The following is a 22,773-nucleotide window of genomic DNA, read 5'->3' on the forward strand; positions in this document are numbered from 1 at the left end:
TATCGGATCCGCAAAGTTGATCAGGGTCCGCCAATTGTGATCAGGGCCTCTGGAGGTTACGACCGGTTGAATCGCCCCACCGTAGGCAGCACCTGATGGTTGGCCATCACGATCCACACGAGCGACCTAGCATGGCGGCTATGCGGCACGAGAAAGTTGGCGGGTCCACCAGTCTCTCCCTCTGGCGAGATGTCGTTCGCGCCATACTCCAGGCCGCCCTGCTCTGGTTCCTCTGCGCCATTCCGATGACCAGCATGATGTGGCTGGCCTTTGGGGAGGCAGTAACGGCACAGGTCGAGGGCTGCGCCAAGGAGGGCACGTACAACGTCTGCCGGGGCTCCTGGACATTCGATGACGGACGCAGCTACAACGGCTCCATCGACGGCGCCACAGGGGACGACGTCGGTCGTACCGTCGAGGTCTGGGCGACCGATGACCTGGCCACTACCAACCGACTCGCTTGGGCGGCACCTTACGCGCTCTTCGGTGCGATCCTGGTCGCCCTCGCCCTCGCCCTGGCCGTGGCGGTGGCCCGCTCCCGACGGGCCCGGGCGCGTTCCTAACGGCGCGCAACCGCGAGCCCGACGAACGCCCGCCACGTAGCCGGGTCGAAGGCCAGCGTGCCGCCATCGCGGTCCTTTGTGTCCCGGAGCACCACACCAGGCAGGTTGTCGGCGACCTCGACACAGTCACCCGTGTTACCGCTGCTCTTGCCGGACTTCCGCCAGACCGCCCCGGTCAGGTCCATGTCTGGTAGGCGAGCGTTCGATGCTTCAGCGTGGCGAGCGCCACTTTTTCCGTGCGGCGGAACAGTCCGACCGCGATGCTCCAGCCGATCGGCCGGGCCGGCGGTCTCACCCGTGCTCAGAGCCACCGTGCTCAGAGCTACCGCGTTAAGGGTTACCGCGTTAAGGGTTACCGCGTTAAGGGTTACCGCGTTAAGGGTTACCGCGTTAAGGGTTACCGCGTTAAGGGTTACTGCGCTCGGCACCTACTACACCCCCCAGCGATGGGCAGCAGTTGTGGATGGAAATCGCGGCGGTCGGCGAGGTGCGCCGGATCGACGGCCGACGGTGTGTGGAGGTCACCGGATGGGACATCGTGCAGCGCATACGCGGTCAGGAGACAAGTCATCCGGTCTACGTGTGACTGGACGTACTGACCTGTCCGGGCGTACTGATCCATCCGTCGGTGCCGACGATATGAGCATTCCGCACACCCCGATCCGTCGGCTCTGGATCTGCCGCAACTGCGCTGGCCCGTGGCCGTGCGGGGCTGCCCGGCTGAGCCTGCTCCGCGAGTTCGCCGACAACCGGCCGGGGCTATGCGTATACCTCGCCGGCCAGTACGTGATCGCGGTAGATGACCTCTACCCCACGCATCCCGCGCTGATCTACGGACGGTTCCTTGGGTGGGTGCCAAGAAGATCCTGACCGACGTTCCAGAAGTCGGCGTAGCGGCCACCTCTGCGCAACAGCTCGTCGTGGGCGCCCTCTTCCACGATCCGGCCGCCGTCCAGGAAGACGATGTGATCGGCACGCTGGACGGTCCGTAGCCGATGCGCCACCAGCACCACCGTACGGCCCGTCATCAGGCGCTCGATCCCCTCATGTACGGCGGCCTCGTTGACCGGGTCCAGTGCGGAGGTCACCTCGTCCAGCAGCACGATGGGCGCGTTCTTCAGCAGGGCCCGCGCGATCGAGACGCGCTGGCGCTCACCGCCGGACAGCAGGGCACCGCCCTCGCCGACGTTCGTCGCCCATCCACCGGGCAATCGCTGAATCACTTCGTCCAGCCGCGCTGCGGTGGCTGCCGCCCGTACCTCGGCCTCGCTGGCGTCGGGACGACCGAGTCGTACGTTCTCCTCGATCGTGCCGTCGAAGAGATAGACGTCCTGGAAGACGATGGCGATCTGCGCCATCAGCACCTCGGCCTCGATGTCACGTACGTCCACACCGCCCACCCGTACCGCGCCGGCGTCCACGTCGTAGAAGCGTGCGATCAACTGCAACAGGGTGCTCTTACCCGAACCCGACGGTCCGACGACGGCGAGCCGCTGTCCCTGCGGTAGCGACAGCGACACGTTGTCGATCACGGTGCGGTCGTCATGCCGGAAGGTGACGGAGTCGAACTCCAGGTCGTGGCGTTGCGGCCGGATCGGTTGGCGAGCCGTCGGCAGCGGCGGGGTACGCAACACCGCGTCGAGTCTGGTCAGCTCGGCACGCGCGACACGTAGTTGACCACCGAGTTCCGCCAGCGACAGCAGCGGATCCGCGCAGCGGGCGGCGAGCACCAGAATCGCCAGGACCTCCGCCGCGCCGATGCCCCCGCCGAGTGCGAGGTAGCTGCCCAGGACCAACAAGGCGGTGAAGGTCGCCTGCACCGTGAGCGCCAGGCCCAGTACGCCGGGCAGCGTCGCGAGCGTGGTACGACGGGACGCGCGCTGGAGTTCCGTCAGCGAGTCGTCGAGCAGTCGGAAGCGTTCGCCGGTCCGGCCGCCGGCTCGCAACACCGGCTGGGCCTGAAGATATTCGATGACTCGCCCGGTGGCCTCCTGCTCCCGTTTGGCGCGCTCCGCGTCGGCGGTGGCCATCGCACGTCCCGTCCACACCTGGATGGCCGCCACGACCGGTACGGCGACCAACGCGGCCAACCCCAGCTGCCAGTTGAAGGCAAGCATCACGACGACGATCGTCAGGGGCGTCACCGAGGCGGAGACCAGTGGTCCCAGCAGATGCGCGATGACGCTCATTGCCTCCAGGACACCCCGGCTGGCCAGGGTGGACACCTCCCCGATCCGGCCTGCGCCGTGCCAGCCAATCGGCAGTCGGGCCAGGTGCTCGCCGAGCCGGTGGTACATGCCACGCAACAGGGTGGTGCCGGCACGGAAGCCGAGCAGATCGCTGGTGTAGCGCAGCACGGCGTAGACCGCGACCGCAGCCCCGAACGCGATCAGCCAGGGCCACGCGTTTTCCGGGTTGTTTCCGAGCAGTGCTTGCAGGACGGGAACAAGCAGTGCGTAGGACAGCCCTTCGACCACTGCGGTAATCGTCATCAGGGCGACGGTGCGGCGCACCGGCGGGGCGTACCGGTGTCCCAGCACGCGTAGCAGCATTCGGATCATCGGGGCTCGTCTCCTTGCCGTACGCCACCGGGAACTTCGTACCCGTCGGCGATCGCCGATCGGTGGGATTGCCAGAACGCGGCGAACCTTCCGCCTCTGGCCAGTAGTTCGGCGGGCCGGCCGCGCTCGACGATCGCCCCGTTCTCCAGCATCACGACGGTGTCGGCGTCGGCGATCGTCTCCAGGCGGTGGGCGATGACCAGGATCGTCCGGTCGCCCTGCAGCGTCTTGAGCGCCTGGCGTACCGCCTGTTCGGTGTGCGGGTCGGCGAAGGCGGTCGCCTCGTCGAGCACCAGTACGGGCGCGTCGGCGAGCAGCGCGCGGGCGATGGAGATCCGCTGTGCCTCGCCGCCCGACAGTTTCGCCTCGTCACCGAGCACCGTGTCGTATCCGCGCGGCAGCTCAAGAATGCGGTGGTGAATGTTGGCCAGCCGGGCGGCACGAACCACGTCGTCAAGGTCGGCGTGCGGTACGGCCAGGGCGATGTTGTCCGCGACCGACGCGCGCAGCAGGCGAACGTCCTGGAAGACGAAGGCGACCCGCTGGTGGAGTTCCCGGCTGCCGATCTCGCGCAGGTCGACGCCGCCCAGGCTGATCGAGCCGTGGGTCGGGTCGAAGAACCGTGGCAGCAGTTGGACCAGTGTTGACTTCCCACTGCCCGACGGCCCGACGATCGCGGTGACCGTCCCTGGTTCGAGCGTCAGGTCGATGCCGCGCAGCACCTCGCGATCGGCTTCACGCTCGGGCTCGGCTCGCCCCACTCGCTGGTAGCTGAACCGGACGTCACGCAGTTCCACCCGGTGTCCCTGTGGTGCGATCGGGCGTGCTGGCTCCGGCAGCGACTGCACCGCGAGCACGTTCCGGATCCGTTCGACCGCACGCCGGGCAGCCTGCATGTCGTCGAAACCGTGACCGAGTGCCGCCACCGGTGCGGTCAGGCCCAGGCCGAGCAGCAGGAAGGGCAACAGGTCGGCCGGGGCCAACGTGCCGGACGTGATCAGGGCCACGCCGCCGGTCAGCACGACCAGCAGCACGAACGGCGGCGACAGCGCCAACTGCATCCCCGCGCCGATCCCGGCCATGCCGCGTACCCACCGGTTGAAGGTGGCAACGAAGTCTTCTACGGCCGTAAGGAACTTTCGGTGGGCACGCTCGCCGCCGCCGAACGCCTTGACCACCGAAATACCCTGTACGAACTCGATCACGGAACTCGCGATCCGCCCCATGGCCGCGTCGAACTCCTCCTGCTCGCCCAGCCGAGTCGGGGTCATCATCAGCGGGACCAGCGCCACTGCCAGCAGCACCGGAATCAGGGTGATCAGCGTGAGTCGCCAGTCGATGGTGAACAGGTAGACCAGCGACACCAGCGGCACCACAAACGCGGAGACCAGTTCGCCGGGGGTGTGGGCGATGAACGGGTGCACGGCCCCCACGTCCTCCCCCACCACCTTTGCCAGTTCGCCGGTCCGGCGCTGGGAGAACCAGCCGATCGGTACGTTCCCCAACCGCGCGGCCAACTGCCGGCGGAACGACAGCTGCACCCGGTCGTCGAGAAGATGCCCGATTCCGGACGACGCGGCCGCGAACAGCAGCCGCACCAGCAGACCCGCCGCACCCGCGATCACGACCAGCCAGACATGGCCGTGCTCGATCGGGCCGGGCGACAGCAGGGTACGACCCAACTCGACGACCGCCAGCAGCGGCGCCAGGCCCGCGACGGCACCGATCACCTGCAGCCCCACCACGGCGGCGAAACTCCACAGATGGGGGCGCAGCAGCCGCGCAACGCTCAGATCGGTGGTGCTCATCCCTCTCCTCGCAAGCGGCCACGCAGAAACGCCAGGATCTCGCGGCGGGCGGGGCGGGCGGCTGGGACCAGGCCGGGCATGCTGAGGAAGCTGTGAATCGCCTTGGGGTAGCAGGTCACGCGGGCATCGGTGCCGTCGACGCGGAGCCGTTCGACGTATCGACGTCCGTGGTCAGCTGCGGGATCCAGCCCGCCGGTGATGACCAGCGTCGGTGGCAGATCGGCGAGATTGTCGAACCTCATCGGAGACACGCTGTGCGGGTCGAGGGCCGGTGGCAGGCTCAGTTTGCGGGATGTGCGCAACCGAGACAGCGAGAGCCCGGGGTTGCCAGCGTTCGCGGTGACCGAGGGGTAATCCTCCATGGTGTCGGACCAGTCCGTGGCCGGGCAGGTCAGCACCTGGGCGCGTAGCGGCAGCCCGTCCTTGCGAGCGTACAGCGCAATGAGCGCGGCGATCGTGCCGCCAGCGCTTTCGCCGAGGACCGCGACGGCTGCGGGGTCGATGCCCCAGCCGGTGGGATCGTCGAGCAGCCGGACGAACGTGTCGTAACCGTCGTCGATCGCTGCGGGCAGCGGGTCCTTCGGGGCGAGGCGGTACTCCACCGACACGACCACCGCTGGGCAGCGGGCCGCGAGGTGACTGTTGAGCCAGTCGTTCTGCGCGCCGGTTCCCGCAATGAAACCGCCGCCGTGGAACGAGAGGATCAACGGCAGCCTCGGACCGGCGTTCTTCGGACGGTGTACCCGCAGCTGTAGGCGACGGCCCGGAAGGTTGATCGTGCGTTCCTCGATGCGAGCGCGACGATCGGGCAGGCCGGTGAGGAGCCGTATTGCGGGAGACGATCGCAGGCGCTTGGCCTTCTCGCTCGCGGCGATCACCTGATCCTCGGTGAGTGCCTCCCAGTCCAGGGTGTCTTTGAGGACGATCCGGGCACGCAGTGTGGCCTTGCTTGTCATGAGGTTTTCCTAGGTTAATTGCGCCGACCGCCTTCGCGGTCGTGTTGCGCACGGTGTACGAGCGTGGCTATGCGGGTGCGGCGACCTCAGGCGTCCATGGCACGGCGCAGGGCTGCACCGAGTTCCGCAATCTGCCGCTGCGAGACCTCGGCGGACGCGATCGCCTGCGAACCGTGGAAGGTCCCCGCCCACTGATGCAGCTCGACAGACACACCTGCCTGCAGCAGACGAAGCGCGTACAGGATGTCCTCGTCGCGGTTCGGGCAGAACTCGGCGCTGGCGATGTGGGCGGGTGGCAGGCCGGAAAGGTCCTCGGCCCGAGCCGGAGCGGCGTACGCAGTAGCGGGCGTCGAGCCGAGGTAGAGCCGCCACGCCGAGGTGACCTTGTCGCGGGTCAGCCAGGGCGTGTCGGTGAAGTTCCGCTGCGACCATGTCTCCTGCCGGTCGTCGAGCCCAGGCTCGTTGAGCAGCTGGAAGTGGATCGACGGCCCCTGCTCGTCACGTGCGCGCAGCGCCAACGCCGCCGCGAGCGTTCCGCCGGCGCTGTGGCCGCCGACCGCGATCCGGTCCGGCTCGAGGCCGAGCTCGGCCGCGTGCTCGGCGGCCCAGGTCAGGACGGCGTAGGCGTCGTCCAGAGCGGCCGGGAACCGGTTCTCGGGTGCCAGCCGGTATCCGACCGAGATCACCACCGCACCGGAGCCGGATGCGAGCCGAGCGGCCCACGGGTGCTCGGAGTCCAGGTTGCCCATGGCGAATCCGCCGCCATGGAACCAGAGGATGGCGCCCCGCGCCTCGCGCGGTCGGTAGATCCGTACCGGTACCTCCGGATCGGCGGGCACCATCCGGTCCTCGATCTCCAGGTCCGAGGTGTCCGGTGCCGGCCTCGCGGCCGCCAGCTCGGCGTACTTCCTGCGATCGGTGACCGGGTCGGTCAGGTCGGCCTGGGGGAACAACGGGATAAACGCTTCCAGTTCGGGATCCACGCCAATGACCCTAAAGACGATCATCGTCGAAAACGTCCGCCAGCTGTCGGGCATCCTACTCAGAATGCGCACCAATCGTTGCCTACACTTCCGCCATGGAAGCCTTGGCCCATCGACTGTCGCAGCTGGACACACACGTCGAAGGCGCGATCCGCGTCGTCGTCTACTACGACACGCTGATGCGCCGACGGGTGGACCTCCCGGCGCTCGCCCGGGCCTCGGCGGGCCTGGCCGAGTGCCCGGCCGGAATCCGGTTACACGGCACGGGCCGTACGATCCGCACCTCACCCGACGGCCGGCAGGTGCCTGTCCCGGCACCGCAGCCGTCTTCCACGTTGCCAATCACCCTCGACGAAGAGGAGATCGGCATGGTGTGGCTGGAACGTTCCGGCCCGCCCCGCGCGCTCGACGACGTGCTGCTGGACCGGCTCGCCATCGCCGCCGCAGCGGTCGTCGAAAGGTACGGTCCGGCCCGCACCACCATGGCGGACCCCGCCCTCGTCGAACTCGTGATCAGCCCCGACAGCAACGAGGCAGCCAGGGCCCGAGCGCTACGACTCCTGGGTTTCCCCGCCGACCAGCCCGTCCACGTCGTCGCCACACGGTCACCGTTTCCACTTGACCAGGTCGGCGGCCTGATCTGTCCGGCACACCTGGCGAAGGCAGCCACTCTCGCCGATGTGGGCGTCATCCTGGCCACCGCCGTGGACCCCACCCTGTTTCCGGCCGGCGTACGCGCGGGCATCGGCGCCGCCGATAGCCCCGACCGATCCTGGCGGCACGCCCGCACCGCCCTCCGCTTCACCACCCCACGCGAACCTGTCATCCGCCACGACGACCTGGGTGCGCTGGCGCTTCTGGCGGAGATACCCCAGGACGGCGTCCGAGACAACGCCGATGTAGCCGCGATCGCCCGCATGGCTGTCAGCCCGGAAGATCTGGAGACCCTGGACGCCTACTGCGCCACCGGCTCGCTACGCCGGGCCGCCGCCCTTCTCCACCTGCACCACACCAGCGTCGCCCGCCGACTCGAACAGATCGGAAAGACCCTGGGCATCGAAATCACCGAGCCCACCGGACTGATCCGGGCCAGGCTCGCCCTGACCGCATGGCGGCTACTCAACGACTGAGGAAGAAGCGACGTCTCGTCACCCCAGGTAACCGGTCTCCGGGTAGGGGGTGACCCGGAATCCGGTGGCGATCTCCGGCCGGATACGCAACACACAGTCAGCCGGGTCGGCCACGCCGCAATCCAGCAGCGCTTCGTAGCGTGCTCGGTCCAGCGGGTCCCGTACCAGCTGGGCGACACCGGTGACGACCACGCTCCATCCCGTACGGGTGTCCGCGTCGATGTCGTCGGCCTCGTAGGCGACCACCGGATCGGACTGATCCGTCGTCCCGATCATTGGGCTGGTCAGGCTGGTGCGGATGATGACGTCGCCGTCGTCCAGGATGTGGTTCACCGGGGGAATCGCCGGCAACGCCCGCTGGGTGAAGACCACCCGGCCCATGGTGACGCTGGCCAGCAGCCGCAGGGCCTCCTGTCGAGGCAGCTCCTCCAGCATCCGTCGGTCGTCCATCGTCCTCCTCCACCCCGCCACCACCGCTCACCATCCACAAAGGATCTGGCAGAGGTGGATCGCCGGGTCGGTTCCAGCCTGCCGGGACGCAGCGGCCCCGAATATGGCCAGAGGGCCCGAGCGGGGGGGACCAAAGGTCCCGTGCGTGTACATGGGCTGCGTTGCGGGACCTTGGGCCCGGCAAAGGTGCCCTCGGTCCCCTGGTCAGGCAGCGATCCGACCGCCCAGGGTGGAGAGGTGGCGCTGACACCAAACCGGGGCACCCACGCCCGCGACGTACGGACGCCCGGCCGCGAGGTACGGATGCCGAGGCACGACGCTGCCGACCGGCCGTTCATCGTGATCTGGGAGGCGACCCAGGCATGCCCGCTGGCCTGTCGGCACTGCCGTGCCACCGCCCGCCCCGAGCGTGACCCCGGCGAGTTGACCACCACCCAGGCAACCGAACTCATGGCCCAGGTGGCCGAGTTCGGCCGCCCGGCACCCTTGTTCGTCATCACCGGCGGTGATCCCTTCCAGCGGCCCGACCTGACGACGCTGGTACGCCGGGGCACCGAACTCGGGCTGGCCGTGTCGGTCTCCCCGTCGGGAACCCCCACGCTCACCCGCTCGGCGCTGGCCGAGCTACGGCAGGCCGGTGCCCGCGCCATCTCGCTGAGCCTGGACGCGGCCGGCGCCCCGGCCCACGACGGCTTCCGGGGTGTCCCGGGCGTGTACGAGCTGACCACCCGGGCCTGGGCGGAGGCCGTCGAACTGGGGCTGAAGGTCCAGATCAACACCACCGTCACCCGGGACACGGTCGGCGACCTGCCCGAAATCGCCGCTCAGGTGCGGGACCGGGGTGCGCTGCTGTGGAGCGTGTTCTTCCTGGTTCCCACCGGCCGAGGTCGAGCCCTGGCCGGCCTCGACGCGGCCGAGACCGAGGACGTGCTCAACATCCTGTACGACCTCGGCGAGAACGTGCCGGTCAAGACCACCGAGGCCCACCACTTCCGGCGGGTCTGCCTGCAACGTGCCGTGCTGGCCCGACGCGGGATCCCCGCCATTGAGGTTCTCGATCTGGGGCCGCTGTACCGACGACTGCGCACTCGGCTGGACGAGTTGGGTCTCACCGACCAGCCACGTCGTGCCCGACGTCCGCCCATGCAGGTCAGCGCCGGCAACGGCTTCGTCTTCGTCTCCCATCGGGGCGAGGTGCATCCCAGCGGTTTCCTGCCGGTGGGTGCGGGCAACGTACGACGGCAGCCGCTGACCGACATCTATCGCACTGCCGGGCTCTTCACCGGCCTGCGGGATCTCACTCGGCTGGGTGGCCGGTGCGGCGACTGCGAGTTCCGGGCCGTCTGCGGGGGTTCCCGCGCTCGGGCGTACGCGGTGACCGGCGACCTGTTCGCCGAGGAGCCGGCCTGCGGATACCAGCCCGGCTCGTTCCCGTACGCCTCGGACCTGGCGGAGCTGCTGTCGTGACCGCTGACGATCTCGATCTACCTACCGGTAGAGCGGGCTCCACCGCCCGGGAGAGAACCGGCAGGGGCACCCGGCCGGACGGTGACAAGCCACTGGTCTACTCCTGCTCGGGGTGTTCCAGTGCCGCGCAACTGGCCAACACCCTGGCGATCCGGCTGGATCGGTTGGGGCTGGCAGAGATGTCCTGCATCGCTGGCCTGGGCGGGGACGTACCGTCCCTGGTACGCCTCGCCCGGTCCGGCCGACCGATCCTGGCCCTGGACTGCTGCCCGCTCGTCTGCGTCCAGGCGACCCTGCGCCGGCACGACATCACACCCGACGGCCATGTCATCCTCAGCCGGTACGGCGTCCGTAAGCGTCGGCACGCCGACTTCGACGAAGAGGATGCGCAGCGGCTGTTGCCAGTGGCGACGGCAGCCACCGCCGCCCTTACCGCGGTGACGGCCGCCACCAACGGGTCGTCGGATGACGAGGGGGCAGGGACAAACCCGGCGAGCGGCTGGCAGAAGTCGTCACAACAGGACCTGTGACCATGCCGATCCCGGGACGTCGGGCTCTGCCCCGCGCGCGGGAGATGGCCTTCATGGGGCAGACCCTGCGCGGCGCGCTGCTCGGCGCCTACCAGGCCTGGCAGGTCACCCTCCTGGTGATCGGACTGGGCGCGCTGTTCACCGCTCTGGGGTTGGCGTTCCTGGCGCTTGCCCTGCTCGGGTCGTAACAGCGCCGAACCCGGTCGCACCGCCGGCAGACCACAGGCAGAGTCGCGTGACCGGGTGAGGTCCGGGCCGACCGACCCGAAGGACATCCGGCGACGGGACCTATGACTCTGCCGCACAGAGCCGGCGGGCCAGCACACTGCACCTGGCGGGTGTGCGGCCCTGCGGGGCGGGCGCAGCGCGGACATCGTGGTCGCGTCCTGCGACGCGGCGGCAGGAGGGACGAGAATGGCGGATGGCGCGGCAGCTGTGGCGATGCCCGGCCGTACCGGAGGAGAGCTGGCGGATGTGTGGCGGCTGCGGCACCGGCTGGCCACGCACTCCACCGACGATCGGGGGAACGGCTGATGTCCGCTGTCGAGATGGCGACGCCCGTCGCGCCACCGGCTGTCATCCAGGGCGGCATGGGTGTCGGGGTCTCCGGCTGGCGCCTCGCCCGGGCGGTAGCCAGTACCGGGCAGCTCGGTGTGGTCTCCGGCGTCGCCCTCGACGTACTGCTCGTACGTCGCCTCCAGTGCGGTGACGAGGGCGGCCACCTCCGGCGGGCCCTGGCCCACTTCCCGGTTCCCGCCATGGCGCAGCGAGTCATCGAACGGTACTTCGTACCCGGCGGGGTGCCGGACGACCAGGCCTTCCCGCCGGTGCCGAAGCTCGGGTTGCGTCCCCGACGCCGCCAGGAGGAACTGGCGGTACTCGCCAACTTCGTCGAGGTCTTCCTCGCCAAGGAGGGCCACGGCGGGCCGATCGGGGTGAACTACCTGGAGAAGATCCAGCTGGCCACCCCGGCGGCGCTGTACGGCGCCATGCTGGCTGGGGTGGACTACGTGCTCATGGGCGCGGGCCTGCCTACCGAGATTCCGCAACTGCTGGACGCTCTGGCGGAGCACCGCCCGGCCCGGCTGTCCGTGGCGGTGCACGCGGCCGAACCCAACGAGCGGCACCAGGTCACCATCGACCCACCGGATCTGCTCGGCGAGGTGCCGGCCGCACTGCGGCGGCCACAACTGCTGGCCATCGTGTCGTCCGCAGTACTCGCCGCCTATCTGGCCCGGGACGTGACCACCCGCCCGGACGGTTTCGTCCTGGAGGGCCCGGTCGCCGGTGGGCACAGCGCCCGCCCCCGGGGACCGCTGACCCTCAACGCCGACGGGGAGCCGGTGTACGGGCCCAAGGACCAATTCGACCTGGCCAAGGTTGCCAAGCTGGGGCTGCCGTTCTGGCTGGCCGGTGGGCAGACCGGCCCGGAGCGGCTGGCCGAGGCCCGGGCAGCGGGTGCCGCCGGGGTACAGGTGGGTACGGCATTCGCGCTGTGCCGGGAGTCGGGACTGGACCCTGCCCTACGCCGGCGGATGCTGGACGACGCAGCACAGGATTCGCTCGTCGTACGCAACGATGCCCAGGCCTCCCCGACCGGCTTTCCGTTCAAGATGGTGCACCTGTCTGGCACCACCGCCGACCCGGGCGTCTACTCAGACCGGCCCCGCAACTGCGACCTGGGATACCTGCGTACGCCGTTCCGCCGGCCCAACGGCCGGGTCGGTTTCCGCTGCCCGGCGGAACCGGTCGACGACTACGTAGGCAAGGGCGGATCGACGGCGGACACAGTGGGTAGCCAGTGTCTGTGCAACGGCCTCGTCGCTACGGTCGGTTTCGGCCAGCGTCGATCGGGCGGCTACGTCGAGCCGCAGTTGGTGACGCTCGGGCAGGACCTCACCTTCCTGCCTCACCTGAGGCTTTCGGGAGACAACGACTACACGGCGGCCGATGTCGTCGCGTACCTGCTCGGCCAGGCGGCGGCGGACACCGGGCGGCCGTGACCGGATTCGGACGGGCTGGGACCGGACCGGTCGGGCCGCCTGGACCGGACCGGTCCGAGTCGGTCAGCCGGTGGCGGCCAACGGTTCTACCCCCGCCGGCAGGTTGCCTCGTTCCGCTGGGGTACGGACGTAGTCGAGCAGGATCCGGCGTAGCGCCCGGGCCGCGTTGGTCGGCTCGGCCTCCCGCCGGCGGGCGACCGCGATGGTGCGCTGCACTCCCGGCGGGGCGAGCCGGGTGACCCGGATGGCCGGCCGGCGGGCGACCACGATGCCGGGCACCAGGGCCACGCCCAGTCCGGCCTCGACGAAGCTGAGCACGGCGTCCATCTCGCCGCCCTCGACGGCCAGGGTCGGCTCGAACCCGGCTCGGCGGCAGGCCTGGAGGGTGACGTCACGCAGGTCGTACCCGGCCCGGAACATGACCAGCGGCTGGTCCCGTAGATCCGCCAGGCGTACGGTGCCGGTGGGGCCGACCGTCGGCAGTTGGTGGACCGAGGCGACCACCAGGCTCTCCCGCAGGATCGGCTCGACCCGCAGTGCGGGGTCCAGGCCGTGCGCGGGCAGGATGATCAGCGCCAGGTCGAGTTCGCCTCGGAGCAGGTCACGGACGAGGTCTTGGGAGCCGCTCTCCTCCACCCGGAGGTCGACGTTGGGGTGGCTGTCCCGGAACCGGCGCAGCACCTCCGGTGCCAGCGAGGTGCACAGGCTGGGGGTCGCGCCGAGGCGTACCCGGCCACGGCGCAGACCGACGAGTTCCTGCACCTCTCGGCGAGCGGTCTCGACGTCGGCCAGGATCCGTTTGGCGAGCGGCAGAAGCACCTCGCCGGCGGCGGTGAGGGTGATGTTGCCCCGTACTCGTTCGAAGAGCGGCGCCCCGAGGTCCGCTTCGAGGGCGTGAATTTGCTTACTCAATGACGGCTGGGTGATGCCCACAACATCGGCGGCATGGGTGAAATGTCGTACTTCTGCGACGGCTACGAAGTATTTCAGCTGATGGAGCTGCACCTTAATAGCTTACAGCTATCGGAACTGCGCTGATGATGCATTGGACGACTGATGAGAGCTCTCCTAGCGTCACATGAGTGGTAATCATGTCCCGTTCGCCGCTCCGCTCCTCGATCGGTCTCAAGATCGTCATGGCGGTGACCGGCATCCTTCTGGTGCTCTTCCTCATCGCGCACATGTTGGGCAACCTGAAGGTCTTCGCCGGCCAGACGTCCTTCGATCACTATGCGCACTGGTTGCGTGAGTTCGGCGCCCCGATTCTGCCCGGCACCTGGTTCATCTGGATCCAGCGGGTGCTGCTGTCGGTTGCGTTGATCGGTCACATCGCGTCGGCCACCGTGCTCGCCAGGCGCTCCCGGGTGGCCCAGCCAGTCAAGTACGCCCACCGCCGGCCGGTCCGTACCGGCTATGCGGCCCGGACCATGCGCTGGGGTGGCGTGATCATCCTGCTCTTCGTGATCTACCACATCCTCGACCTGACCACCGGGACGCTCAACCCGGTGGGCGACCCGCAGCGGCCGTTCGCCAACGTCGTGGCCGACTTCGCGCCGAGCCGCTGGTACGTGACCCTGTTCTACACACTGTCGATCGTCGCCCTCGGCTTCCACCTGCGCCACGGCGTCTACAGCGCGCTGCGCACCCTGGGTCAGCAGACCCCCCGCGGGCAGCGCACCGCCAAGGCGGTCGCGCTCGTCTTCTCCGTCCTGCTCTGCGCCGGGTTCCTGGCGGTTCCGTTCGCCGTTCTCTTCGGATTGGTGCGCTGATCATGAGTCTCTACACCGAGGGCGACCCGATCGCCGACACCAAGGCACCGGATGGGCCGATCGAGAAGCGGTGGGGCAACCGCCGGTTCGGCGTCAAGCTGGTCAACCCGGCCAACCGCCGCAAGCTGACCGTCATCGTGGTCGGCACCGGCCTGGCCGGCGGCTCGGCCGCCGCCACCCTGGGTGAGCTGGGCTACAAGGTCAAGTCCTACTGCTACCAGGACAGTCCGCGCCGGGCCCACTCGATCGCCGCGCAGGGTGGCATCAACGCCGCCAAGAACTACCGCAACGACGGTGACTCCATCCACCGGCTCTTCTACGACACCGTCAAGGGCGGCGACTTCCGCGCCCGGGAGTCGAACGTGCACCGGCTGGCCGAGATCTCGGTGGAGATCATCGACCAGTGCGTAGCACAGGGCGTGCCATTCGCCCGGGAGTACGGCGGCCTGCTGGACACCCGGTCCTTCGGTGGCGCGCAGGTACAGCGGACCTTCTACGCCCGGGGGCAAACCGGACAGCAGCTGCTGCTCGGGGCGTACCAGGCGCTGGAGCGGCAGATCGCCCGCGGCACCGTGGAGATGAACTCCCGCCACGAGATGCTGGAGCTGATCATCGTCGACGGCCGCGCCCGGGGCATCGTCGTCCGGGACATGGTCACCGGCGAGATCAGCACCGAGTTCGCCGACGCGGTCGTACTCGCCTCCGGCGGCTACGGCAACGTCTTCTACCTCTCCACCAACGCCAAGGGCTGCAACGTCACCGCCACCTGGCGGGCGCACCGCAAGGGCGCGCTCTTCGCCAACCCCTGCTACACCCAGATCCACCCGACCTGCATCCCGGTCTCCGGCGACCACCAGTCGAAGCTGACCCTGATGAGCGAGTCGCTGCGTAACGACGGCCGGGTGTGGGTGCCGAAGCAGGCCGGCGACAAGCGCTCCCCCAAGGACATCCCGGAGAGCGAGCGCGACTACTACCTGGAGCGGATCTACCCGGCCTTTGGCAACCTGGTCCCCCGGGACATCGCCTCCCGGGCCGCCAAGAACGTCTGCGACGACGGCCGGGGGGTGGGACAGACCGGCCTCGGCGTCTACCTCGACTTCGCCGACGCGATCAAGCGACTCGGCCGGTCGGTCGTGGCCGAGCGGTACGGCAACCTGTTCGACATGTACCAGCGGATCACCGGCGAGAACCCGTACGAGGTGCCGATGCGGATCTATCCCGCGGTGCACTACACGATGGGTGGCCTCTGGGTCGACTACGACCTCCAGTCGACCATCCCCGGGCTGTACGTGGTCGGTGAGGCCAACTTCTCCGACCACGGCGCCAACCGGCTCGGCGCGTCCGCGCTGATGCAGGGCCTGGCCGACGGCTACTTCGTACTGCCGAACACCATCGCCGACTACCTCTCCGCCGGGCCGCTCCCGCCGATCGACGAGAACACCCCCGAGGTGGCGCAGGCCCGGGCCGACGTGGAGGACCGGGTCACCCGGCTGCTCGCCATCAACGGCGACCGCACCGTCGACTCCTTCCACCGGGAGTTGGGCCGCATCATGTGGGAACACTGCGGCATGGAGCGTACCGACGCCGGGCTGCGTAAGGCGCTGGACGAGATCCGGGCGCTGCGCGAGCAGTTCTGGCAGCGGGTCAAGGTGCCCGGCACCGGCGAGGGTCTCAACCAGGCGCTGGAGAAGGCCGGCCGGGTGGCCGACTTCTTCGAGCTGGCCGAGCTGATGTGCATCGACGCGCTGCACCGTACCGAGTCCTGCGGCGGTCACTTCCGGGGGGAGAGCCAGACCCCCGACGGCGAGGCGCAGCGCGACGACGCCCACTTCAGCTATGTCGCCGCCTGGGAGTTCACCGGGGCGGACCAGCCGCCGGTGCTGCACAAGGAAGACCTGGTCTTCGAATACGTCCACCCCACCCAGCGGAGCTACAAGTGAACCTGACCCTTCGTATCTGGCGCCAGACCGGCCCCGAGGACCGGGGTCGAATGGTCACCTACAAGGTCGAGGATGTCTCCCCGGACATGTCGTTCCTGGAGATGCTCGACGTACTCAACGAGCGCCTGACCCTGGACGGCGAGGAGCCGGTCGCCTTCGACCACGACTGCCGCGAGGGTATCTGCGGGGCGTGCAGCCTGGTCATCAACGGTGAGCCGCACGGTCCGGAACGGGCCACCACCACCTGCCAGCTGCACATGCGGCACTTCCGCGACGGCGAGACGATCGACATCGAGCCGTGGCGGGCCAAGGCGTTCCCGGTGATCAAGGACCTGGTCGTCGACCGCGAGGCGTTCGACCGGATCATCGCCGCCGGTGGTTACATCACCGCCCCGACCGGCAGCGCGCCGGAGGCGCACGCCCAGCCGGTGGCGAAGGCCAACGCGGACGCGGCGTTCGAGAACGCCGCCTGCATCGGCTGTGGTGCCTGCGTCGCCGCCTGCCCGAACGGCTCCGGCATGCTGTTCACCGCTGCCAAGGTCAGCCAGCTGGGTCTGCTGCCGCAGGGTCAGCCGGAGCGGTACACCCGGGTCATCGGCATGATGGCCGAGCACGACGCCTCCGGTTTCGGCGGCTGCACCAACATCGGCGAATGCGCGGTCGCCTGTCCGAAGGAAATCCCGCTGACCAGCATCGGTCGGCTCAACCGGGACTTCATGAAGGCATCGGCCATCCACAACGACACGCCGGGAACGTAGTTCGGGCCGACACTGTCCACATAGCTCTGAACTGGCCGTACTAGCCAGTCGATGGTCGATGGTCGCTCCCACGGGCGGCCATCGACCAATATTTTGCCTATCGTCACCCAGGCAGCACGATCACGGGGGAAACACACCCCTTCCAGAACGGGAGTGGCGACTTGGCAACCAGAATCAACCGTAGGGCAGCCTTGGGCATCGGAACGGCAGCGACTGCGGGGCTGGTGCTCGGCAATACCACGCCGGCCTCGGCGGCATCAAGCACCTCAGCCGTCCCCGAGCCAGCGGTTACCGGGACGCCCGCCCAGCAGGTGAAGACCGTCTACCAACACGCGGCGGCCTGGGCCGGTGGGCAGTGGCGGACCTACATCAGCATCGCCGGTACGGCCGGTGGCGTGACCCCGGTGATCGAGAAGAATCCGGACGACGTGGTCCAGGCGTACAGCGTGAACAAGATCGCGGTCGCCGCCGCGGTGCTGGACAAGGTCGACCGGGGACTGATCACGCTCGACCAGCGGATCGACGTGACCTCGACGCTGGTCATCCCGGGTGGCGACGGCATCTTCAGCCTCGACGGGGCCTACCCCAGCTCGGTGACGCTCGGCCACGGGCTCGCCGCGTTGCTGACCGTCTCGGACGACACGGCGGTCCGGATCTGCGGCCTGGTCTGCCCGACGCTGGAGATCAACCAGATCCTGACGGACAAGGGATACCCGAACACCCAGGTCCAGCCGGGCTCCAGCCCTAACCGGTTCTTCCTCGGCACCACCACGCCCCGGGAGACCCACAACCTGTTGCAGGCCCTGGTCAACGGCACCCTGTTGTCCGCAGCGTCGACCAACTTCCTGCTGACCGCGCTGCGCTCCCCCATCGCGTTCACCGATGGCATCCGCCGCAACATGTCCTCGGACGAACGGCTGCGGGTCGCCACCAAGGCCGGCTGGTACGCCGACGGCCGTAACGAGGTGGGCATCATCTTCAACCCGGCCGGCGCGGCGGTGCTGACCTACGCGATGTTCGCCGACGGTCAGGCTGAGCCGGACAACTACGGTGCCACCCACCCGGTCCGGCAGGCCAGCGCCGTGATGGGCCGCTTCTTCTACGACGCGGTCAAGGACCTCACCACGGCAACCATGGTGCAGCGGCAAGCCCCGGCGTACCGTCCCACCAACGGCGGCTGACCGGACGGCTGGCTGGTCCCATGGTCGAGTTGACAGTGGGACCGGCCAGCTTCACGGTGATCTACCGTGGGTTGGGTACAACAGGAAAGGCGGCAACGCATGGGGACGGACACCGGCACGGCGCGGACGCGGCACCGTCGTACCCGCCGGCTGCTGGCCCTGGCCGTACTCGGCGCAGCCGCCTGGACACTACGCGACATCCCGGCCGCGCTCGGCGGCCGACCTCGAGGTGCCCGCGCAGCCCGGATCCACCGCTCCCCACAGTTTCAGGGCAAGACCTTCCAGAATCCGGTCACCACCCGTATCGACCTGGCCGACACCAGCCGGAACACCCTGCGCGAACTTCTCTTCGGCGACCACCGCCGCCGACCGACCGGCACCGTGCCGGTCCGCACTCCAACCACCGCCGCTCCCGTGCCGGCCAGCGCCAGCGCCAGCGCCAGCGAACTGAACATCCTCTGGTACGGCCACGCGAGCACCCTGATCGAAATCGAGGGACGTCGGGTGCTGGTCGACCCGGTCTGGAGCGAGCGCTGCTCCCCGTCCCGGCTGGTCGGCCCGCGCCGTCTGCACCCGCCACCGGTGCCGATCGAGCAGCTCCCCCCGGTCGAGGCGATCCTGATCTCCCATGACCACTACGACCACCTCGACATGGCCACGGTCAAGGCGTTGTGCCGTACCCAGTCCGCCCCGTTCCTGGTGCCGCTGGGCGTGGGTGCCCACCTCGACCGGTGGGGCGTACCGGCAAGCCGGATCATCGAGCTGGACTGGGCGGAGAGTGTCACCCTGGCCGGGCTGACGCTGACCGCCACGGCAGCCCGGCACTTCTCCGGCCGGGGCCTGGCCCGGGACCGTACGCTCTGGGGCTCCTGGGTGGTCGCCGGCCCGACCCGGCGGGTCTTCTACACCGGGGACTCCGGCTACTTCGAGGGCTACGCCGCCATCGGGGCGACCCACGGTCCGTTCGACGCGACGCTGATGCAGATCGGTGCCTACGACCCGGCCTGGCCCAACATCCACATGTTCCCCGAGGACGCCGTCTCCGCCCACCTCGACCTACGCGGCGGCCTGTTCATCCCGGTGCACTGGGCCACCTTCAACCTCGCCATACACTCCTGGGCCGACCCCGTCGAGCGGCTGTTACGGGAGGCGACGGCCCGCGACGTGCGGCTGGCCGTACCCCGACCGGGTGAACGGGTCGTGGTCGACGACCCGCCCCCGGTCGACGGTTGGTGGCGGGCCATCGCCTGACCGGCTCAGCGGTCCGCAGCCCACGCCGTCCTCGCCTCAGCGGTCCCGCAATCCCGCCACCCGGTCGATCCGGTTGGTCCAGACGACACCCGAGTACCCCTCTGGTAGCCGGGACCACGCCTCGGCGTCGTCGAACCCTTCGGAGAACTCGCCCGAGCCGGCCACGATCACGACCCGGGTGTCCGCCTCCCGCATCCGGTCGAGGAACCTGTTCGGCCAGCCCCAGAGATAGGGGACGTACGACTCCGGAATGTGCAGCTGCCGGTGCGCGCAGGCCTCCGGCACGTATCCGGTCCAGCTGACGCCGACGTAGCTGAACAAACAGTCCTTGATGATCGCCTTCGACATCACCCGAAGCTGGGGCAGCCGGGCCGACACCGCCGCGACCAGCTCATCGCCGCCGTACACGGTGAGGGTGGTCAGCCGCTGCGCTGGCAGCGTGGCCAGGTACGCGGCCAGTCGTTCGCCTTCGGCCGGGTTCGCGTTCTTGGGGTGGATCAGCAGTTCCCGGCCGGGGAAGGCGGTGATCACTTCTTCGATGGTGGGCATCAGGCCGCGCCCCTTGCCCCGGAGCGGAAAACTGGCACCCCCGTCGGCGGTGTAGTTGTGACCCACATCGAGGCGACGTAGTTCGGCCATGGTGTGGTCGGCTACCTTCCCGGTGCCGTTGGTGCGGCACTCCAGCGTGGCGTCGTGGAAGACCGCGAGCTGGTCGTCCTTGGTCACCTGGACGTCGAACTCCACGATGTCCGCCCCGGCGTCGAAGGCGGCGCGCATCGAGTCGAGGGTGTTTTCCAGGTACGGATGTTCCGGCGGGTGGATCCGCTCCGCCGTACAGGTGTCGTTGGTCATCCCCTCGAATCCGAAGGTCTGCGCCAGCCCTCGATGCGCCAACAGCAGCGGCCGCCGACCGTCGCTACCAGCCAGCCAGGAACTGTTGTTGACGTAGACGAAGCCGGTCAACACCGGCACGCTGGCGAGCAGGATGTACAGGACACGCCGCCGTCGGGACATCGGCCGACGCGATGGTGCTTGGCGGCGGTGGGGTACGGGCGCAACCACGAAAAGGATCTCCTCGGTGCCAGTCGGATGGGCACCAGCATCGCGATGCTCGCCCGTCGCGGGAACCGGCGAAGGATGTAGTCGATCTACGTCTTTCGGGCCGGTCTGGGCGGTACAGCCCGCTGCCGTGGTCTACCTGAGAACCGCAGAATCGCCGCGCGCATCGATCTCTAGATACCGGAGTCGCCTGGCTCCGCGATAACACCCATACCCACTATGCCGCCTACGTCCGCCGGGATCTCGTCCCCGGCCTCGGCACCAAGAAGATCGCCCGATCTCGTCATCGAACGTCCGCAGTTCGTGGCCGACGGTCAACTTCGCCCCAGCCACCACGGCCAACCGCCGTACCCCACCGGCAGTCTTGCCACCCGATAACCAGCCGTTATGTACCCCCCTCTCCGGCGTCGAGAATGCGGCGGGCAATTCCGGCCATCATCTCGTCGAGATCGATACCTTGCCATCCGCCTGCCGGGCCGGTGACGCGCACCTCGGCCCGCACCAGAAACCACAACACGCTGATCAGTGCGGGATCGACGAACCCCATCTCTGCTATCCGCCTGAGCGCCAGCAGGTCGGCGTTGACCGCTGGCCGGCCCCCGTCGAGATCGACAAGGAGCCCGGCTAGGGCCTGGCCACCGGGCCCGACCTCCCCGGTGATCTCCCAGTGCGACCTCGCCGCACCGAGTGTCGCCCACGTGCCCAGTCCGGGCATAAGCTGTTCGAGGCGGCCGGCGTAGTCCGCACCGGCCGGTCCCAGCGCGCCGATCAGATGTAGAGCCGACGCCGACAGCGGTTCATCCGATCCGGCGTCAGGCAGCTCGGCGAGCACCGGTCCAACGTCGGCGGTGATCCGGGTGTACGCGCGAATCAACTCGATCCGGTCCACGCCCGGCACTGCGGATACCCGCTGGAACGCTGGTCGTAGCAGTCCGATCGGCACCTCGGACGCGCTCGCGCCGATTGCGGCGAGTGCAATGATCTCAAGGGTCGGGTCCTGTGTTGTCAGGCCGTCCACCAACACGGGCAGCGCTGCTTTGGCCTCCGGCCCCCACCCTGCGACGGCCCGTAGGAGCGCGCGACGCTCAGGGCCCGCTGGCGTGCTCGCCAACCGCTGCACGACGCCAGGAAGCAGCCTGTCGGACCACGCCGCCGCCTCCAGCAGGATCTCGTCTATGGACGGAAGGACGGGATGAGACACCGTCCCCTCGTACACCTGGTGAGGGCGGTATCCGAGGTGTTCAGACCGCAGGGACGACAGCAGGTGCGGCACACACCGGGAGTCGCCTATCCGGGCCAGTCCCCAGATCGCGGCCAGCCGCGGGTAGCCGTCCGGGCCCCCGGCGAGCTCCGCGAGCCGATCGGCGTGCTCAGGCTCGCGCGACCTGGACACCGCGAGCGCGAACAGCGCTCTGCTGCTGACGGGCTCGTCCGGATCGTCCAGCGCGTGGAACCCTGCGGCGGCGACGTCCACCATCGGGGACCGCCATCTCGACGCGACCCGCATCAGCACCTTGAACCCTGCGGTCCGGGTCGCCGCGTCGGCCGAGGCAACCAGCCCTTTCCCGAGGCCCAGGCGAAGGTCCCGGTCCTCCTGCAGCCGCTTGTCGACCCAGGACACGACCGACTGGCGCCGGCCGGGCACGCACCAGGTCCGCCGCCATTGTTCGACATCGGGCGCGCGGAGCGCGTCGAGAAAGACGTCGGCGCCAACCGGCTCGACCTGACGCAGCACGAAGGCACCCGCCATCCGCACCTGCGGCGACCCGCCCGACACGATCTCGGCCACCCGGCTGACCGCCGCGTCCCGCACGGCCACCGGGACCGCAGGCAGCAGGTCGGCGACGGCAATCAGCTGCCCCAGCTGCGCCGGCTCGTCCCGCTCCTCCGCGCACACATGCAGCAACCGCTCCAGGAACCGGTCCTGGTCGAACTCCGCCGAAGCCAACGGTGACGGAGCGACGCGCCGCACCTCGACGTCGCCATCGCGCAGCAGATCGGCCATCAGGGGCAGCCTCCCGCGCCACATCCGCGACCAGCGGACCTTCGTCTCCTGCTCTGGCCCGACCCGGGCGGCCTCCCGGGCGAGGTCACCGATCAACCGGACAATCGCTGGCCGGGCGGGACAGCTGTCTTCCAACACCATGTCCACGAGGATCGGGAGGGCTTCCACTGTCGCGGAGTACACCACGTAACCCTGGTGAACCAGTCGGTCGCGGAGCATCCCGACGATGTGTTCGGGATGCTCCGCTCCGCCGATCTCCCGCAGCAGCGCGGGAAGGTCCGCCGCGTTGTCGTACGCGTGCTCAAGCCGCGCCCACGCAACGTCCTCGAGTCTGCTACTCAGATCCACCCGCGCGCCGG

Annotated in this window: 22 protein-coding genes; 13 read left to right on the top strand and 9 right to left on the bottom strand. The window is 69.0% G+C overall.

Going from position 1 to position 22,773, the window contains the following annotated elements; genetic code table 11:
• Window positions 1-140 precede the first annotated feature (140 nt).
• Entirely contained in the window at window positions 141-563 is a 423-nt protein-coding gene (locus ACWDV4_RS12335; protein ID WP_449977373.1) for a hypothetical protein, read from the top strand.
• Here the strand turns inward: ACWDV4_RS12335 and ACWDV4_RS12340 are convergent.
• Window positions 560-748, bottom strand: a complete 189-nt coding sequence (locus ACWDV4_RS12340; RefSeq protein WP_449977376.1) for a DUF397 domain-containing protein — start codon at window positions 746-748, stop codon at window positions 560-562. The two genes, ACWDV4_RS12335 and ACWDV4_RS12340, sit on opposite strands and share 4 nt — an antisense overlap.
• A 278-nt stretch (window positions 749-1,026) precedes the next feature.
• Here ACWDV4_RS12340 and ACWDV4_RS12345 point away from each other — a divergent pair, with 278 nt between their 5' ends.
• The gene (locus tag ACWDV4_RS12345; protein WP_449977379.1) at window positions 1,027-1,149 is read left to right on the top strand and encodes a hypothetical protein; all 123 of its coding nucleotides are present in this window, start codon (window positions 1,027-1,029) and stop codon (window positions 1,147-1,149) included.
• Window positions 1,146-1,433: a hypothetical protein gene (locus ACWDV4_RS12350; protein ID WP_449977380.1), complete on the top strand. Its 288-nt coding sequence runs from the start codon at window positions 1,146-1,148 to the stop codon at window positions 1,431-1,433. Before ACWDV4_RS12345 ends, ACWDV4_RS12350 begins: the two co-directional genes overlap by 4 nt.
• Here the strand turns inward: ACWDV4_RS12350 and ACWDV4_RS12355 are convergent.
• The 4 genes from ACWDV4_RS12355 to ACWDV4_RS12370 form a co-directional block, all read right to left on the bottom strand.
• On the bottom strand, window positions 1,394-3,124 hold the full coding sequence (locus ACWDV4_RS12355) for an ABC transporter ATP-binding protein (protein ID WP_449977382.1): 1,731 nt from the start codon (window positions 3,122-3,124) through the stop codon (window positions 1,394-1,396). The two genes, ACWDV4_RS12350 and ACWDV4_RS12355, sit on opposite strands and share 40 nt — an antisense overlap.
• On the bottom strand, window positions 3,121-4,932 hold the full coding sequence (locus ACWDV4_RS12360; RefSeq protein WP_449977384.1) for an ABC transporter ATP-binding protein: 1,812 nt from the start codon (window positions 4,930-4,932) through the stop codon (window positions 3,121-3,123). The genes ACWDV4_RS12355 and ACWDV4_RS12360 overlap by 4 nt, the downstream gene beginning before the upstream one ends.
• Entirely contained in the window at window positions 4,929-5,888 is a 960-nt protein-coding gene (locus tag ACWDV4_RS12365) for an alpha/beta hydrolase (protein ID WP_449977387.1), read from the bottom strand. The genes ACWDV4_RS12360 and ACWDV4_RS12365 overlap by 4 nt, the downstream gene beginning before the upstream one ends.
• Before the next feature lie 86 nt (window positions 5,889-5,974).
• Entirely contained in the window at window positions 5,975-6,871 is an 897-nt protein-coding gene (locus ACWDV4_RS12370; RefSeq protein WP_449977390.1) for an alpha/beta hydrolase, read from the bottom strand.
• A 95-nt stretch (window positions 6,872-6,966) separates the two neighbouring features.
• Here ACWDV4_RS12370 and ACWDV4_RS12375 point away from each other — a divergent pair, with 95 nt between their 5' ends.
• Entirely contained in the window at window positions 6,967-8,001 is a 1,035-nt protein-coding gene (locus tag ACWDV4_RS12375) for a PucR family transcriptional regulator (RefSeq protein ID WP_449977392.1), read from the top strand.
• An 18-nt stretch (window positions 8,002-8,019) separates the two neighbouring features.
• On the opposite strand, the gene ACWDV4_RS12380 is transcribed toward ACWDV4_RS12375, so the two are convergent.
• Window positions 8,020-8,451 carry a pyridoxamine 5'-phosphate oxidase family protein gene (locus ACWDV4_RS12380; RefSeq protein WP_449977395.1) on the bottom strand — a complete coding sequence of 144 codons (432 nt, stop codon included), beginning with the start codon at window positions 8,449-8,451 and terminating at the stop codon, window positions 8,020-8,022.
• 303 nt (window positions 8,452-8,754) lie between these two features.
• Here ACWDV4_RS12380 and ACWDV4_RS12385 point away from each other — a divergent pair, with 303 nt between their 5' ends.
• From ACWDV4_RS12385 to ACWDV4_RS12400, 4 genes are all read left to right on the top strand, one after another.
• Window positions 8,755-9,918: a TIGR04053 family radical SAM/SPASM domain-containing protein gene (locus tag ACWDV4_RS12385; protein ID WP_449977757.1), complete on the top strand. Its 1,164-nt coding sequence runs from the start codon at window positions 8,755-8,757 to the stop codon at window positions 9,916-9,918.
• The gene (locus ACWDV4_RS12390) at window positions 9,915-10,448 is read left to right on the top strand and encodes a putative zinc-binding protein (RefSeq protein WP_449977397.1); all 534 of its coding nucleotides are present in this window, start codon (window positions 9,915-9,917) and stop codon (window positions 10,446-10,448) included. Before ACWDV4_RS12385 ends, ACWDV4_RS12390 begins: the two co-directional genes overlap by 4 nt.
• 2 nt (window positions 10,449-10,450) lie before the next feature.
• Window positions 10,451-10,636 (top strand): hypothetical protein, encoded by a 186-nt coding sequence (locus ACWDV4_RS12395; protein WP_449977399.1) that lies wholly within the window; start codon window positions 10,451-10,453, stop codon window positions 10,634-10,636.
• 345 nt (window positions 10,637-10,981) lie between these two features.
• The gene (locus tag ACWDV4_RS12400) at window positions 10,982-12,451 is read left to right on the top strand and encodes a nitronate monooxygenase (RefSeq protein WP_449977400.1); all 1,470 of its coding nucleotides are present in this window, start codon (window positions 10,982-10,984) and stop codon (window positions 12,449-12,451) included.
• Between the two features lie 63 nt (window positions 12,452-12,514).
• On the opposite strand, the gene ACWDV4_RS12405 is transcribed toward ACWDV4_RS12400, so the two are convergent.
• Complete coding sequence (locus tag ACWDV4_RS12405; RefSeq protein WP_449977760.1) at window positions 12,515-13,462, bottom strand: LysR family transcriptional regulator; 948 nt, start codon at window positions 13,460-13,462, stop codon at window positions 12,515-12,517.
• 80 nt (window positions 13,463-13,542) lie between these two features.
• On the opposite strand from ACWDV4_RS12405, the gene ACWDV4_RS12410 reads away from it, so the two are divergent.
• From ACWDV4_RS12410 to ACWDV4_RS12430, 5 genes are all read left to right on the top strand, one after another.
• On the top strand, window positions 13,543-14,220 hold the full coding sequence (locus tag ACWDV4_RS12410) for a succinate dehydrogenase cytochrome b subunit (RefSeq protein WP_449977403.1): 678 nt from the start codon (window positions 13,543-13,545) through the stop codon (window positions 14,218-14,220).
• Window positions 14,221-14,222: 2 nt separating this feature from the next.
• The gene (locus ACWDV4_RS12415; RefSeq protein ID WP_449977406.1) at window positions 14,223-16,160 is read left to right on the top strand and encodes a fumarate reductase/succinate dehydrogenase flavoprotein subunit; all 1,938 of its coding nucleotides are present in this window, start codon (window positions 14,223-14,225) and stop codon (window positions 16,158-16,160) included.
• On the top strand, window positions 16,157-16,918 hold the full coding sequence (locus ACWDV4_RS12420) for a succinate dehydrogenase/fumarate reductase iron-sulfur subunit (protein ID WP_449977409.1): 762 nt from the start codon (window positions 16,157-16,159) through the stop codon (window positions 16,916-16,918). The genes ACWDV4_RS12415 and ACWDV4_RS12420 overlap by 4 nt, the downstream gene beginning before the upstream one ends.
• A gap of 161 nt (window positions 16,919-17,079) precedes the next feature.
• A complete protein-coding gene (locus tag ACWDV4_RS12425) occupies window positions 17,080-18,099 on the top strand; it encodes a serine hydrolase (RefSeq protein WP_449977412.1) in 1,020 nt (339 codons plus the stop codon).
• A gap of 99 nt (window positions 18,100-18,198) precedes the next feature.
• Window positions 18,199-19,350, top strand: a complete 1,152-nt coding sequence (locus tag ACWDV4_RS12430) for an MBL fold metallo-hydrolase (protein ID WP_449977415.1) — start codon at window positions 18,199-18,201, stop codon at window positions 19,348-19,350.
• Between the two features lie 36 nt (window positions 19,351-19,386).
• Here the strand turns inward: ACWDV4_RS12430 and ACWDV4_RS12435 are convergent, their stop codons facing one another.
• Both ACWDV4_RS12435 and ACWDV4_RS12440 read right to left on the bottom strand, forming a co-directional pair.
• Window positions 19,387-20,364 (bottom strand): glycerophosphodiester phosphodiesterase family protein, encoded by a 978-nt coding sequence (locus ACWDV4_RS12435; RefSeq protein WP_449977417.1) that lies wholly within the window; start codon window positions 20,362-20,364, stop codon window positions 19,387-19,389.
• A 430-nt stretch (window positions 20,365-20,794) separates the two neighbouring features.
• The gene (locus ACWDV4_RS12440; RefSeq protein ID WP_449977420.1) at window positions 20,795-22,762 is read right to left on the bottom strand and encodes a HEAT repeat domain-containing protein; all 1,968 of its coding nucleotides are present in this window, start codon (window positions 22,760-22,762) and stop codon (window positions 20,795-20,797) included.
• Window positions 22,763-22,773: the final 11 nt, after the last annotated feature.

Source organism: Micromonospora sp. NPDC003197, from assembly GCF_053590565.1.